The sequence below is a fragment of the Kordia antarctica genome, from assembly GCF_009901525.1.
Lineage (GTDB): Bacteria > Bacteroidota > Bacteroidia > Flavobacteriales > Flavobacteriaceae > Kordia > Kordia antarctica.
Genome location: NZ_CP019288.1, coordinates 1,709,305 through 1,724,777, shown reverse-complemented (window position 1 = coordinate 1,724,777; position 15,473 = coordinate 1,709,305). Strand labels below are relative to the sequence as shown.

General features: G+C 34.3%; 13 protein-coding genes. All 13 read left to right on the top strand.

Features of this window, described 5'->3' with window-relative positions; translation table 11 throughout:
• The first annotated feature begins 16 nt into the window (after positions 1 to 16).
• Complete coding sequence (locus IMCC3317_RS07035) at positions 17 to 4,066, top strand: SDR family NAD(P)-dependent oxidoreductase (protein WP_160128824.1); 4,050 nt, start codon at positions 17 to 19, stop codon at positions 4,064 to 4,066.
• A gap of 52 nt (positions 4,067 to 4,118) precedes the next feature.
• Positions 4,119 to 4,745 (top strand): hypothetical protein, encoded by a 627-nt coding sequence (locus IMCC3317_RS07030; protein WP_160128823.1) that lies wholly within the window; start codon positions 4,119 to 4,121, stop codon positions 4,743 to 4,745.
• Between the two features lie 177 nt (positions 4,746 to 4,922).
• Positions 4,923 to 6,182 carry a hydroxymethylglutaryl-CoA synthase family protein gene (locus tag IMCC3317_RS07025; protein ID WP_160128822.1) on the top strand — a complete coding sequence of 420 codons (1,260 nt, stop codon included), beginning with the start codon at positions 4,923 to 4,925 and terminating at the stop codon, positions 6,180 to 6,182.
• Positions 6,170 to 6,958 carry an enoyl-CoA hydratase/isomerase gene (locus tag IMCC3317_RS07020; RefSeq protein WP_160128821.1) on the top strand — a complete coding sequence of 263 codons (789 nt, stop codon included), beginning with the start codon at positions 6,170 to 6,172 and terminating at the stop codon, positions 6,956 to 6,958. The genes IMCC3317_RS07025 and IMCC3317_RS07020 overlap by 13 nt, the downstream gene beginning before the upstream one ends.
• 5 nt (positions 6,959 to 6,963) lie before the next feature.
• A complete protein-coding gene (locus tag IMCC3317_RS07015; RefSeq protein WP_160128820.1) occupies positions 6,964 to 7,710 on the top strand; it encodes a polyketide synthase in 747 nt (248 codons plus the stop codon).
• A 265-nt stretch (positions 7,711 to 7,975) separates the two neighbouring features.
• On the top strand, positions 7,976 to 8,935 hold the full coding sequence (locus IMCC3317_RS07010) for an acyltransferase domain-containing protein (protein ID WP_160128819.1): 960 nt from the start codon (positions 7,976 to 7,978) through the stop codon (positions 8,933 to 8,935).
• Positions 8,936 to 9,045: 110 nt separating this feature from the next.
• Entirely contained in the window at positions 9,046 to 9,753 is a 708-nt protein-coding gene (locus IMCC3317_RS07005; protein WP_160128818.1) for an MBL fold metallo-hydrolase, read from the top strand.
• Positions 9,754 to 9,816: 63 nt separating this feature from the next.
• The gene (locus IMCC3317_RS07000; protein ID WP_160128817.1) at positions 9,817 to 10,062 is read left to right on the top strand and encodes an acyl carrier protein; all 246 of its coding nucleotides are present in this window, start codon (positions 9,817 to 9,819) and stop codon (positions 10,060 to 10,062) included.
• A 25-nt stretch (positions 10,063 to 10,087) separates the two neighbouring features.
• Positions 10,088 to 11,362, top strand: a complete 1,275-nt coding sequence (locus IMCC3317_RS06995; protein WP_160128816.1) for a beta-ketoacyl synthase N-terminal-like domain-containing protein — start codon at positions 10,088 to 10,090, stop codon at positions 11,360 to 11,362.
• 36 nt (positions 11,363 to 11,398) lie between these two features.
• Complete coding sequence (gene fabD / locus IMCC3317_RS06990) at positions 11,399 to 12,562, top strand: ACP S-malonyltransferase (protein WP_160128815.1); 1,164 nt, start codon at positions 11,399 to 11,401, stop codon at positions 12,560 to 12,562.
• A 4-nt stretch (positions 12,563 to 12,566) separates the two neighbouring features.
• Positions 12,567 to 13,478, top strand: a complete 912-nt coding sequence (locus tag IMCC3317_RS06985) for an alkaline phosphatase family protein (RefSeq protein ID WP_160128814.1) — start codon at positions 12,567 to 12,569, stop codon at positions 13,476 to 13,478.
• Complete coding sequence (locus IMCC3317_RS06980) at positions 13,462 to 14,220, top strand: 4'-phosphopantetheinyl transferase family protein (RefSeq protein WP_160128813.1); 759 nt, start codon at positions 13,462 to 13,464, stop codon at positions 14,218 to 14,220. The genes IMCC3317_RS06985 and IMCC3317_RS06980 overlap by 17 nt, the downstream gene beginning before the upstream one ends.
• A 183-nt stretch (positions 14,221 to 14,403) precedes the next feature.
• The gene (locus IMCC3317_RS06975; protein ID WP_160128812.1) at positions 14,404 to 15,315 is read left to right on the top strand and encodes a hypothetical protein; all 912 of its coding nucleotides are present in this window, start codon (positions 14,404 to 14,406) and stop codon (positions 15,313 to 15,315) included.
• Positions 15,316 to 15,473 lie beyond the last annotated feature (158 nt).

Genomic DNA, 15,473 nt, shown 5'->3' with positions numbered 1-15,473 from the left:
TATCAAACAAATGACTATGTCAAAATTTAATAAAGCTAGTGAAGAATATCCTGTTGGTGTATTTGCATCTGAGTTTACAGGCAATGAACTCTTTTTAGCAGATCATATCATACAAGGTCAAAAAATTCTTCCAGGAATGGCATATTTAGAAATTTCTAGAGCTGCTGTTGCGAATTCTATCGATATTTCAGAAGACGAAATGATCGTATTAGAAGATAGCGTTTTTGTGCAAGCAATTCTAGTTTCTCAAAAACGAGAAGTGGAAGTAAAGGTATATCCTGGCGCATCTGGAGAATTTGGAGTGGAAGTAAGTACGAGTCAAGGTGTGCACTTTCAAGCGAAAGCTATTGTACAGAAAAAACAGCAAGTGCATGCAGATGAGAATATTCCAGAAAGACTAGATCTTGATGCGCTAAAAGAAGCATGTAATAAACCTGGTCCAGAAAAAAGTGTGTTTTATCAAAACATGCGAAAACGAGAAGTATTTTTAGGCCCAAGTCATCAAGGTATCCAAACTATTCATGTTGGCGACAAAGAAGCGTTGGTTCATTTATCGTTGCCAGGATCGAGCAGTAGAACGATGATGATGGATCCTGGAATGTTGGACAGTGTTATTCAAGGTGGAATAGCTTTGGCGAGTAATCCTGAAGCGAATGTTGTGCCTTTTGCTGTAAAAAACACTTTTGTTTTTGGCGCGTTAACAGACAATATGTACACGCATATTGTAAAGACTGATGACGGAATGGACTATACCGTTTCTGATGAAAATGGCGAAGTAAAAGTCATGATAAGAGGTTTTATGGCGCGTGAAATAGAAATCAATACGCCAGAAGATCAGCTTGTATATTACAAATCGGAATGGTCTGAAGAAGAAGATTCGGAAGCAGACGATTCTAACACAACTAAAATAAAAGGTAGTGATAGCTATAACAATTTAGTCAAATCAGTATTTTCAAAAGTAAAACAACTTATTGAAGATAAAACACCGCAACATACCATTGAAGTTTCGTTGCCAAAAGACAAACCTGCGTGGAAAGGAATTATAGGTCTTTTAAGAACAGCTTCTATTGAATATCCTAAAATTGATTTCAATCTAAAAGTAGAAAACAAACTAGTAAATAATACGCATACAGAAATAGAATTATCGGAAACTTCAGATGAAAACTGGGCATCCAATAAACATATTTTAATTACTGGAGGACTTGGAGGCGTTGGAAAACTTATCTGTTTTGACATTGCCGAAAAAAGCAAAGGTTGTCACCTAATTCTTGTTGGTCGAAGTGAACTTCGCAACGATAAAAAAGAAATAGTAAAAGAAATTACGGCTAAAGGAATCAAAATTACATATGATATTTGTGATGTAAGCAACCAAAAAGAAGTAGCTGATTTAATAGCAAAACATCCTGAAATTAATGGTGTCATTCACTGTTCGGGAACAAATGCAGATAATCTGATAACGAAAAAAACAGTTAAAGAAATTGATGAGGTGTTAGCTCCAAAAGTTGCAGGTTTAGACTATTTAGATCAAGCAACAGCAAAATTAAAACTAGACTATTTCGTTACGTTTTCATCAATTGCTGGAGCTTTAGGAAATGCTGGTCAGGCAGATTATGCTGCGGCAAATGCGTATATGGATGCATATATGATTGCGCGCGCAGAACGCGTAAAGAATAATGAATGTTACGGGAAAAGTGCCAGTATCAATTGGCCTTTATGGGAAAGTGACGGAATGCAGTTAGACGCAGAAACGAAGAAAAACCTAGAGCAAGTACTTAAAATTAAACCATTACCTGGGGAATTTGGATTAATAGCATTAAAAGAAATCTTAAACAGTGAAGCGCAACAAGTTGTTGTTTTATATGGAAATAAGAAAAATATTAAAAGCTTATTTGACAAACCTAAGAAGAAGAAAAAGGTTGTTCAAAAAACACAGCAATCAGAAGAAACTGGACAAAATTCGGGAGCAGGCGATTTAGCAAAACAAATTTTACAAAATGTAAAAGAGCAAGTTGCTGCACATTTAAAAAGACAAATAGACCAATTAGATGATACCGAAGATTGGGCAGAATTTGGGTTCGACTCTATATTACTTTCAAGTTTTATAAATAAATTCAACGCTAAATTTAATTTAAACTTATTACCAACCGTATTATTTGAGTCAACTAATATTCAAGCATTTAGCGAATATCTTACCGAGAATTATGAAGAGCATTTTTCAAAATTACTCTCTGTAAACTCGAACAATACATCAAAAACAGTAGAAACAGAAGAAGAAACTCCAACGGAAGAAGAAGATATCACAAGTTTTGCGCGCGGTTTCAAACAAAAATATAAAAGCAAAAGTTCGTACAGAGATAAAGATTTAGCTATTGTTGGAATGAGTTGTAATATAGGAGGCGCAAAAAATCCTACCGAACTCTGGAAAATGTTAGTGGAAGAAAAAGATATGATTAGCGAAATTCCTAATGATCGATGGGATTGGAAAGATTATCCAGACATCAGTAAATGGGGATCTTTCATCCAAGATATTGGAAACTTTGATTCGCTCTTTTTTGGAATCTCTCCTGCGGAAGCAATATACATGTCGCCCGAACAACGATTAATGCTTCAATATGTATGGGAATGTATGGAAGATGCAGGATATGCCTCAGACGAACTCAGAGGAACAAACACAGGATTATACATGGGTTGCGGTCCAAGTAGTTATGTGCATTTATTGAGCGAGATGCCAATTGAAGCATATTCGGCAACAGGAATGGTTCCTTCGGTTGGTCCAAACAGAGTAAGCTTTTTAATGGATTGGCACGGACCAAGTAATCCAATTGATACTGCATGTAGTAGTAGTCTTGTAGCGTTGCATCGAGCAATGGAAGCAATTCATTTAGGACATTGCGATCAAGCATTTATTGGAGGCGTCAACGCGCTTCTTACGCCAGATGTATACATTAGTTTCTCCAAATCGGGAATGCTCTGTGAAGATGGACGATGTAAAACATTTTCAGACAAAGCCAATGGATATGTACGAGGAGAAGGAATTGGCGTTTTAATGGTGAAAAAATTAAAAGATGCCATAAGAGATGGAAATCAAATTTATGCAGTTGTAAAAGGAACTTCAGAAAATCATGGTGGACATGCAAATTCGCTGACTGCACCGAATCCGAAATCGCAAGCAGCAGTTATAAAACAAGCTTTCAAAGATGCTGAAATAGATTTCAGTCGTTTGAGTTATGTAGAATGTCATGGAACTGGAACTCCATTAGGCGATCCAATTGAAATAGAAGGATTGAAAATGGTAGCCAAAGAACTTTCGCCAGATGCAAAAGGGGAAGCGCATTGTACACTTGGAAGTATCAAATCGAACATTGGACACTTAGAATATGGAGCTGGAATTGCAGGATTACTAAAAGTGATATTGCAAATGAAAAACAAAAGAATCGTAAAATCATTGCATTGTGATACCGTGAATCCGTATATCCAACTTGAAGGAACGCCATTCAAAATTGCGCATGAATCAAGAGATTGGGAAAATCCATCAGGAAAACCTAGAGTAGCAGGAGTCAGTAGTTTTGGTTTTGGAGGTGTAAACTCTCATATCTTATTAGAAGAATTTCCAGAACAAGAACAAATTTTGGAAGATGAAACTACGATTAGTACTGACAAAAGAGTATTGGTTATTTCGGCAAACGATGAAGAAGGACTCACAAAATACCTTTCGCAATATCAAGACTATATCAAAACAGTAGATCAAAGTGCAAAAACCTTAGAACGTGTTGCGTTTACATTGCAAATAGGTCGTTCTGAAATGCGCGAACGTATTGCTTTTGTAGCAGATTCTTTCGAAGATTGGAGCAAGCAAATTGATGCGTTTTTAAACAAAAATGGAGTCACTCTAGGCGAAAAAATATTTAGAAATTCTGTAGATCGTAAAACAGCCAAAAATGCAGAAAAACTCGATGGAGATGGAAAAGAATATATCAAAAAATTAATTCAAGAAAACAATCATGAAAAAATAGCCCAACTCTGGGTTGAAGGTTCCAAAATCCCATGGGAAGTATTGTATGCTTAATAGTAATAGTAATAGTATAAAAATTAAATTAACAAATTGAACATTTAAAATTATGAAAAAAATTTTTATTTATGTATCGTTATTCATGCTTAGTTTTTTAACGGTTAACTCACAAAATGACACAGTTAGCTCGGATAAAAAAGATGTAAAACAATGGGATTGTTTTATTGGCAGTAGTTTATTTGTTTTAGGGAATTTAGCCTCCGATCCTCCAAATTTTTATCAAATAAATCTTGGATATCGAATTACTCAAAGAGATGTAATTTCTATAGAGGCAATCACTTGGACGTACTACGGTCCTTTGGGAAGACCTTACGGACCAGATCATGGCGATGCAGCCTCAGATTTTCCAGGAAAAGTTAGAGCAATTGGTGCAGGATTAGCGTATCAGCGATTCTTATGGAAACAAGGATATGCGCAGGTTCATATGACAGCTTTGAATCAAAATTACTTAGACCTTTCTGGTGACAAAATTCAAAGTGGTTTTCAATTATTTACGGCACTTCGTGTAGGATATCAGTTCAAATTTCTTAAAAATAGATTTTTCATTGAACCATCACTTGCGGTTACCTTTTGGCCAGTCAACACAAACTTACCAGATTCCTTTCAAGCGCAAGAAGATAGATTTAATAACTATTTCATAGGGGAACCAGGATTGCATTTCGGGTATAATTTTTAGTAATAAATTGAGAATTGAGAATTGAGAACAAAGAATAAAGAGCAAAGAGCAAAGACAAAAACAGAACACAAATGACAAATCAACACTTCGGCTCCGCTCAGTGTAAACACAAATCAACAAATAACAAATCAACAAAGAATAAAAAACCATCCATTAATAAACTAAAAAAATAAATAAATGAAAGTAGTTGGAATTGAAGCAATAAACGTACACGCAGGTGCGGCTTGCTTAGATGTAAAAAAACTAGCAGCACATCGTAATCTAGACATGAACAGATTCGAAAACCTGCTTATGAAAGAAAAAACGGTGGCCTTACCTTATGAAGATCCTATTACCTTTGGCGTAAACGCAGCTAGACCAATAGTAGATGCGCTTAGTCCAGAAGAAAGAGATCGCATAGAAATGGTCATATCGTGTACCGAATCATCTTTTGATTTTGGGAAATCTATGAGTACGTATTTTCACGATCAATTAGGACTAAATAGAAATTGCCGCTTATTTGAATTAAAAAATGCGTGTTATTCTGGGATTGCAGGATTTCAAACTGCGGTGAATTTTATCTTATCGCAAACTTCTCCAGGCGCAAAAGCATTGGTCATAGCAACGGATGTTTCACGATTTATGGTAGAAGAAGGTGGAAGTGCGCTTACTGCCGATTGGTCTTTTGCCGAACCAAGTGGTGGCGCAGGAAGTGTAGCAATGATCGTGAGCGATCAACCACATATTTTTCAAATAGATGTTGGAGCTACTGGATATTACGGATATGAAGTTATGGATACGTGCCGACCAACAGCTGATGGCGATGCAGGAGATTCAGATTTATCACTGCTTTCTTATCTTGATTGCTGTGAAAATGCATACCTAGAATATGCAAAACGTGTAGAAGGTGCTGATTACAAAACAAGCTTTGATTATTTGGCTTTTCATGCTCCTTTCGGAGGAATGGTAAAAGGTGCGCACAGAAACATCATGGGAAAAGTAACCAAAACTCCGCTTAAAGAAATAGAAGAAGATTTCCAAAGAAGAGTAATGCCAGGATTAGATTACTGTCAACGTGTTGCCAATATTATGGGCGCAACAGCATTACTATCGCTAGTAAGTACAATTGCAAACGGAAATTTTGATACACCAAAACGTATCGGATGTTTTTCTTATGGTTCTGGATGTTGCTCTGAATTTTTCAGTGGAGTTGTGAACAAAGAAGGACAAGAACGTCTACTAGCACTTGGTATTAAAGAAAAGCTAGACAAGCGGTACGAATTGACAATTGAAGAATATGAGCAATTACTAATCAACAGTAACGCAGTCAAATTTGGAACGCGTAACACCAAATTAGATACGACCTTCATTTCACAGGCTCGAAAAGCACTAGGAGAAGAAACCTTATTTTTAAAAGAAATTAAAGAATTTCATAGAGAATACGAATGGATATCATAAACGACATAACATACGATACCTTAAAAGTACGGTTTGAAGATGACATTTGTTTTCTTCAAATCTATCGTCCGGAACAGAACAATACGATCAACGATCGTCTGATTGAAGAATTCAAATTAGTCCTAGACAAATGTGAAGAAGACGCTAAAATTATAGTGTTAGAAGGATTGCCAGAAGTATTTTGCTTCGGAGCAGATTTCAAAGCGATTCAAGAAGAAACTGGTGGCGACATAAGTCAGCAAGAACGAAATCCTGGCGCATTATACGATCTTTGGTCACGATTAGCTTCTGGACCTTATGTAACAATTGCGCATGTAAGAGGAAAAGTAAATGCAGGTGGCGTAGGATTTGTAGCTGCTTGTGATATTGTACTTTGTGAAGACAAAACCATATTCAGTCTTTCTGAATTACTATTTGGTTTAATGCCTGCATGTGTATTACCTTTTCTAATTCGTAGAATGGGATTTGCAAAAGCGAACTACTTAACCTTAATGACGCAACCTGTTTCAGCGCAACAAGCAATAGAATGGGGACTTGCAGATGCTTGCGAAGAAAATTCTAAAAATTTGCTGAGAAAACACTTATTACGCCTTCGCAGATTGAACAAAACAGGAATCAAAAGGTATAAAAAATACATGAATACTTTAGACGATTTTCCTGAAGTATCAAAAGCTGATGCCATAGCGGGAAACATCGAAGTTTTCTCGGATGAAGAAAATATTAATAAAATAAAAAGGTTCGTAAACACTGGGAAGTTTCCGTGGGAATCAGAATAAATAATATGGAACAAGTTGTTGAATTGACTGAAGTTGGTGAAGGTATCATCCAAATAAAAATGCAAGACAAAGAAAGTAAAAACACTTTTTCTCAAGCACTTACTGCTGGGCTTATGGAAGCCTTTAATCACGTTAAAAACGAAACAAAATATAAAGTCGTTGTTCTCACAGGATACGATACGTATTTTGCTAGTGGAGGCACGCAAGATCAACTGATGAAACTAACGGAAGGAAATTCAAAATTTACAGATTTTGACCTTTACAGCTTGTCCTTAAACTGTCCAATTCCTGTCATAGCCGCAATGCAAGGTCACGGAATTGGTGGCGGATTTGCGATGGGTTTATTTGCTGATTTTGTAATACTAAGTCAAGAAAGCATTTACACAACCAATTTTATGAACTACGGATTTACACCAGGAATGGGAGCGACGTACATTCTTCCTAAAAAAATGGGGATTGTATTGGCAGAAGAAATGTTGCTCACAGCAAAAAAATATCGTGGAGAAGAATTACAAGCAAGAGGAATTCCTTTTCCAGTATTACGTCGTGACAAGGTAATGGATTACGCATATGAATTGGCAGCAACTATAGCCGAAAAACCAAGAGTATCTTTGGTTACTCTGAAAGATCATTTAGTTGGAGAAATGAGGCAAGAACTTCCAAAAATTATTGAAGAAGAAGTAAAAATGCACGCAATAACCTTTGCACAACCTGAAGTGAAAGATAGAATCAAAACACTATTTGGTAATTAATTTAAAACACTATTTTTTTGTTTAAATAGCTATAATTTTTTCAATCAACCAACAACCAGTAATCAGTAATCAGTATTCAGTATTCAGTCAAGAAAGATTCATAGTTGAAATAAAAAGTATTTCTTTTAAGACCAAAGACCAAAGACCAAAGACCAAAGACCAAAGACCAAAGAAATTATAAATGTAAAATGCTAAATTTTAAATATAAAAGTATTTTCCAGTAACCAGTAACCAGTAACCAGTAACCAGCAACCAACAAAAGTACATGAGTAAAAAAAATGTCTTCATGTTTTCGGGACAAGGTTCTCAATATTATCAAATGGGGAAAGAACTCTATGAAAATCATAAAGTTTTCAACTATTGGATGGATGCGTGTAATGAAATCGTTTCTCCGTTGATTAAAACTTCTTTAACCGAAATCATTTATAACAAAGATAAAAGAGGAGAATCGTTTGACCGATTGTTACACACCAATCCTGCACTGTTAAGTATTCAATATAGTATGTTTCATGTGTTGAAAGATTTGGGAATTCAACCAGATTATGTATTAGGATATAGTTTAGGAGAAATCACAGCAGCGATGGCTTCGGAAGTTTTAACGCTTGAAGATGGATTGAGTTTCGTAACAGACATGGCAGATTTTGTAGAAGAAGAAACTCCAAAAGCGACAATGTTAGCCATTATGGCTGGAAAAGAAATTGTATTAGACTACTCAGATCTTTTTTCGAAATGTTGGATTATAGCAACCAATTTCTCAGGAAGTTTTGTTGTGTGTGGATTGCCAGAAAACGTAAGTTCGCTACAAAATGCATTGCGTCAAGATGGGATTACAACGCAGGAATTGCCAGTAAATAACGGATTTCATACTCCAATTATTGATGATTTAGAACAAAAATTCAAAAAAAGAGTCAAAGAAATAAAACTGTCAGATGCTAAAATTCCAATAATTTCTTCGAAAGAATATGACATTGTTCAAGAGGTAAGTCATGACTACTTTTGGGAAGTTATTCGATATCCTGTCAATTTTCAAACAACAGTTAAAAACACGGTAAAAAATAAAGAGTGCATTTTTATAGATTTAGGACCAAGTGGTTCGCTTGCTACTTCCGTTAAATATATAGTGGATTCAAATTCAGGTGCTGTTCCGTTGCAGATTCTAAATCAATACGGTAAAAACCTAGAGGCATTAGAAAAATTTAAGGCTAATTTTTCTGCGAATCAATAATTTTCAAGATTGCTGTAAAATTTCTTTTTTCTTAATCGAGTTTACTAAAAAATATAAAAACAAACGTATGTTTATCTCATATTGTATGAATAAAATTGAAACATTTACTTATGAATGAAAACGCTTTTGATTCTGATAAGGAAGGATTGGAGCCACAAGTTGTGGTATTGAAAGTATCTAACATGTTCATGATAAACTATAACTATCTGATTATTGATCACATAAATAGTGAATCAATACTCTTAGACCCAGCATGGGAAATGGATAAGATTGAACTTGCGTTAGAAGCGAGTCGAACTACCTTAAAAGGAATCTTACTTACGCATTCTCATTTTGATCATTTACACCTTGCCAGACCGCTTGCTGAAAAATACGACTGTCCAATATGGATGTCACGCGAAGAAATAACAATTTCCAAGTACAGCGCTCCACAATTACAAGGGATTGGTACAAAACCATTTTGGGTAGGATCTTTAAAAATAAAACCATTATTTACTCCTGGACATACGCTGGGAAGCATGTGTTATCTTATCGGGAATAACTTATTCAGTGGCGATACGCTGTTTTATGAAGGTTGTGGTTTATGTCCCGATATTGAGTCGGCATACGATATGTTTGATAGTCTAAAACAAATTACGAATACTGTAAAACCAACTACCCGAATTTTTCCGGGACATAAATACGTGAAAGACCCTGGGCAGGTATTTTCTTCCGTATATCAAAATAATATCTACTTACAATTTAATAACAAACATGATTTTGCTTCCTATCGACTAAGAAAAGGACAAAATCATTCAAAATTTTTCGAATTTCAATAAAGCGATCATCGCTAATTATCTTAAATTACCATAAATCAAAATAGCTAACTTAAAAATTAAATTATGTCAAAAGAACACGTATTTGGAGTTGTAAAGAATATAATAACAGAAATACTTCCAGATGTAGATCCGGCACAAATTACCATCGATAAACAATTAAAAGATATCGGAGCAAACTCCATTGACCGAATGGAAATCGTAACCATGTCCATGCGCGAATTAGAAATCAAAATACCATTAATGAGCTTTGCAGGCGTGAGCAATATTGAAGGAATGGTAGATGTATTAAATAAAAATTACCAGCAATAAGAAACCAAAGGAAAAGGAATACATAATGCAAACGAATAGTAGTATTGGAATCACTGGAATGGGGATAATTTCTTCTATTGGAGATAATCTCACCTCTTTCAGTGCTTCTTTAAAGCAAGGTACATCAGGCATAAAACACGTTAATTTGAGTTCTGAACCAAAATTATCGGTAAACATTGCGGCTAAAATTCAGGATTTTTCTTTTGTAGAAAAATTAAAAAATATTCAAAATATTCCTGAAGAAATGTTTGCAAAAGCGAAGCGTTTGGGACAAAGAGCACCTTTTGGGATTCAAACTTCTATACTATCTGCGTTGCAAGCTTGGGAACAAGCACGTTTATTTGAGTCAACTACTTCGTCAGAAAAAATCGGATTGGTGATAGCTGGACAAAATAGTACACAAAATTATCAATATGACCTTATTTCGCAATTCAAGGAAAACCCAGAATATCTATCGCCTCGGTATGCACTTGAATTTTTAGAAACCAATCAAGTTGGAGTTTTAAGTGAACTATTTGATATTGAAGGCGAAGGTTTTGTGGTTGGCGGCGCATCTGCCACAGGAAATGTAGGCATTATAAAAGGACATCAATTAATACAATTAGGTATTGTTGATGTATGTTTAGTAGTTGGCGTTGTAGCGGATCTTTCTCCAATAGACATTCAAGGTTTTATAAACATTGGTGCTATGGGCGGAAAAAAATATAGCAATCAACCAGAAAAAGCATGTCGTCCATTTGATGAAAATCATGAAGGTTTTATTTATGGACAAGCTAGTGTGAGTATAATTCTAGAATCGGAAACAAGTGCAACTAAAAGAGCTGTTTCGTCATTGGCAAACATCAAAGGATATGCATTTATTCTTGATAAAAATAGTTCAGCAAATCCAAACATGAATGGCGAAGTAAAGGCAATGCTTTTGGCGTTAGAGCGTGCAGGAGTAGAAGCTTCCAACATTAATTACATAAACACGCATGGAAGTTCTTCACCTTTGGGCGATAAAACCGAGGCAGAAGCTATTCATAAAGTCTTTGAAAGTCATGCCTCAAACATATTCTTAAATTCTACGAAAGTATTAACAGGACATTGTTTGTATTCCGCAGGATTAGTAGAAGTAGTAGCAACAGTAGTACAAATGAGAGAAGGGTTTTTGCATCCAAACATAAATTTAGAAACTCCAATTCGGAACGATTTACAATTTTGTGGAACAAAAACTATCAACTTTCAAGCAACAATAGCAATGAGTAATTCTTTTGGTTTTGGTGGAATAAACACTTCAATTGTACTAGAAAAAAATTAAAAATAAAACAATCAACCAAACATAAAATACTATAAAATGAAAAAAACATATTTATTTCCTGGACAAGGTTCTCAAAGAAAAGGAATGGGAGGAGAGCTTTTTGACGAGTTTCCTGCGTTGGTAAAAAAGGCAGATAAAATATTGGGATATTCTATCAAGGAACTTTGTTTAGAAAATCCAGATCAGAAATTAAATCAAACACAATATACGCAACCTGCATTATATGTTGTCAATGCGTTATCATATGAAAAGAAACTAAAAGACGGAGAAAAAGAACCAGATTTCGTAGCAGGTCACAGTTTAGGTGAGTACAATGCATTACTAGCAGCTGGCGTATTTAGTTTTGAAAGTGGTTTGAGACTTGTTAAGAAAAGAGGCGAGTTGATGAGTGAAGCCAAAAATGGTGGAATGGCAGCTATTTTAAATTCTTCGGAAGAACAAATTCAAGAAATACTAAAAGATGCAAAATTATCTACTATTGATATTGCAAACTTAAATGCTTCTTCTCAAATTGTTATTTCAGGTTTACGAGAAGACATTAATAGCGCGCAACCATTTTTTGAAAAGGCAGATGTTATGTTTATTCCATTAAACACAAGTGGCGCTTTTCACTCACGATACATGAAAGAAGCGGCAGACGAATTTGGAAAATTTATCAAGAAAAAAAGATTCAACAAATCAAAAATTGATGTCATTGCCAATGTTACAGGGAAACCTTATGATCAGAGCAATACGTCTCAGCACTTAGTAGATCAGTTGTTTAATAGTGTAAGATGGTCCGAAAGTATGACTTATTTATTACAACAAGAAGACATGGAATTTGAAGAGTTAGGCGTTGGTGACGTACTTACCAAACTGACTGGATATATTAAAAAGGATTTTGCAAAAACGCAAGGTCAATCAGTAGAGAAAAAAGAAGTAGCAACACCAACTGCTTCAAACGAAACTAAAGAACCAGCTAAAAAAGAAGAACCAAAAACACAAGTTGCTAAAGGAAACATATCTTCAGGTGCTACAAAACTGGTTGCACAATGGAATGAAACTAATCCGATTGGAACAAAAGTAATTTCTGATTTCTATGAAAATGAATTAGAAACCAGATCACAAGCAACCATATTATTTGGACATCGTGCAGCAGTATATATGAAAGGATATAACGGATATTTTGACCTAAGAGAAGTGAAACTTGCTCAAAAATAATTCAATGAAAAATAAGCTAATATTTATTTTTTTAGATGGAATTGGCTTAGGGAAAGATGAAGCTACAAATCCATTTACCCAAGTTCCTATGCCAACACTATTTAGTTTAGTTGGAGAGAATTTAACACACAGTACACATGTTGAAAAACAAGGTTTTCTACTAAAGGGAATTGATGCTTGTTTGGGAGTTGATGGAGTTCCGCAAAGTGCAACTGGGCAATCATCGCTATTCACAGGATACAATGCGCAAGCATTTTTGGGACATCATTTAATGGCATATCCAAATGATGAATTGATTGGACTTATTAATAAAAGATCCATCTTTAAATATGCCGAAGAACACAATATAAAAAGCATCTTTGCGAATTCCTACACAGACGGATTTTTCAAAGCGTTTGACAGAAATTCTACAAATTACAGTGTCACTACTCGTTGTGTATTAGCGGGAAAAAGCAGATTTAACACACTAGACGATCTCATTGCTGGAAATGCTGTTCATTGGGATATTACAAATGTAACCTTACAAGATTTACCGAACAATAGAGTTCCTTTAATCGCTCCTTTCAAAGCTGGAGAAAATCTGAAAAATATAACAAATGAGTATGATTTAATTCTCTTTGAATGTTTCTTGCCAGATTTAATAGGACACAGAAAAAACATGGAGAAATCTGTTGAATTTTTAGAAATATTAGACGAATTTCTCAGAGGAATTCTTCATGATAAATCTGAAAATATTCATATAGTAATCAGCAGCGATCACGGAAACATGGAAGACCTTTCGTATGGCGGACACAGTAAAAACGAAGTTCCTTTAATAGTTATTGGCAAAGAAGCACAACAATTCTCGGAAGTAAAAGGAATTGATGAAATATTCGATACGATGTTTTCAAAATTATTTAATGTTGGTTCGAAATAAAAAATTTAATATTCTTTCTAAGAATCTAAATCAAGCTTATATTGAGCAACCAACAACCAACAACCAACAACCAACAACCAGCAACCAGCAACCAACAGCCGTGATAGACATATTCTTCACATCCATTAAAAACCCACTTAAAGAAAATCTTTATGAGGAATATCTATACTTATTGCCAAAAGATTTACGAGAAAGAAATGCGCGATTCATGCGTTGGAAAGACAGACACGCACATTTATTTGGGAAATTGCTATTAATTGAAGCACTCAAAAAGTACAACATAGAAAACAACATTTGGGATCTCATTGTATATAGTAAGCACAAACGACCTTATTTTACCTTGGATGAATATGATTTTAACATCTCACATTCAGGAGATTATGTACTATGTGCGATAGGAAAAAACATTAAACTTGGTATTGATGTTGAAGAAAACCGAGAGCGAAACTTCGATGATTTCCAAAATCTTATGACAACTGCGCAATGGGAAGAAATTCATAGCTCAAAAACTCCGATCAAAACATTCTATAAATATTGGACGATTAAGGAAAGTGTGATCAAAGCAGACGGACGCGGATTTTACATACCTTTAGAAGAACTTGAAGTTGAGAACAATACAGTTCAAGTTGATGATAAACGCTGGTTTATAAACAATTTTGCACTGGCAGAAGGTTACAGCACTGCACTTGCAACAAACAAAGAAGTGAGCTTTAAAATGCACGAATTAGACTTTTATATTTAAATCTAAAATATAAGTAGTTTCTTAAAAATAAGAAACTCATTTAAAACTTCCTGTGATACTTCTTTTTGGAGTGTGATTGGAAGTTTTTTTTATTAAAAATCTTACTTTTTAATATGATTTTACGTGGAATTATTTTAGATTTAGTTTTTTGACTAAATTTTTTGTGTAAACTTGGATTTGGTTGTGATAGAAATAGCAGGAGTTTCTTGGATGAAAAAATTAGAAAAAATGAGTGATTCTTTAATAACGACACTAATTGCTGGAGGTACAGGATTAATTTCTTCTCTTATTACAATATATTGGTTAAAGCCAAAAATCGATAGGAAATTCCACATATTTCAACTTGAAGAAAATTACAAACACGAACAAGCGAAAAAAATAAAAGAAATTATTGGCCAATATAAAAGCCAATTATTGAATAGTGCAGAACATTTACATAGCCGACTAAAAAATTACTCAAAAAATTGTAGCGAAAATTGGCTTGAAGTAAACGGCGATTATCATACAAATCATTATTATATTGATACAATGGTTTATAGATTTTTAAACTTTTTTGCTTACATAAAACTTGTAGAAGATAACTTAGAGTATTTAGATACTACGAATAGTGAAAATGATGATATGGAAATGATTCGATATTTTCGAATATTCGCAGATGTTATTAGTGATGTTGATTTATTTAAAGGTTCGGATTATGATGCAAATAATCAATCTGACCATATTTTTAGGAATAGGTTTGAACAATATTATGAGTGTTTAATTCAAGAGAAAAAAATAATCAGCTTCAATTTATTTGAAGACCGAAAAGATGAATTGATTGAATATATTCAACCAATTTATATGTTTTTTGATGGAATGAATAAAACGGAACCGAGATACAGGCTTGAAAGGCTAAAATGCTTTCATTGTATTTTAATATCATTCCTTAACCATTTTGGTTATGACTTTCAGGAGACTAAACTAACGAAAGTTCAAAAATTAAAGAAATTGCTTGGACCTTTAAAATTTGAAAGTGGACTAAAGATCATAATCAAAAAATATAAATTAAAAGGATCTAAACAGCTAACGGAATTAGTAATCGATAACTATAAATAACGCGAACAATGTATGAAATAATAGAGTTTAATTGCTTAATTTAATGGCAAAGTAGCTTTTACAAGTTCGCCAAGTAATTAAATTTGACAAATTCTTAAAAATAAAATGATAAGGAAAGTTGAAAATTCAGCTTGACTTCACCCGAAAAGATATACACC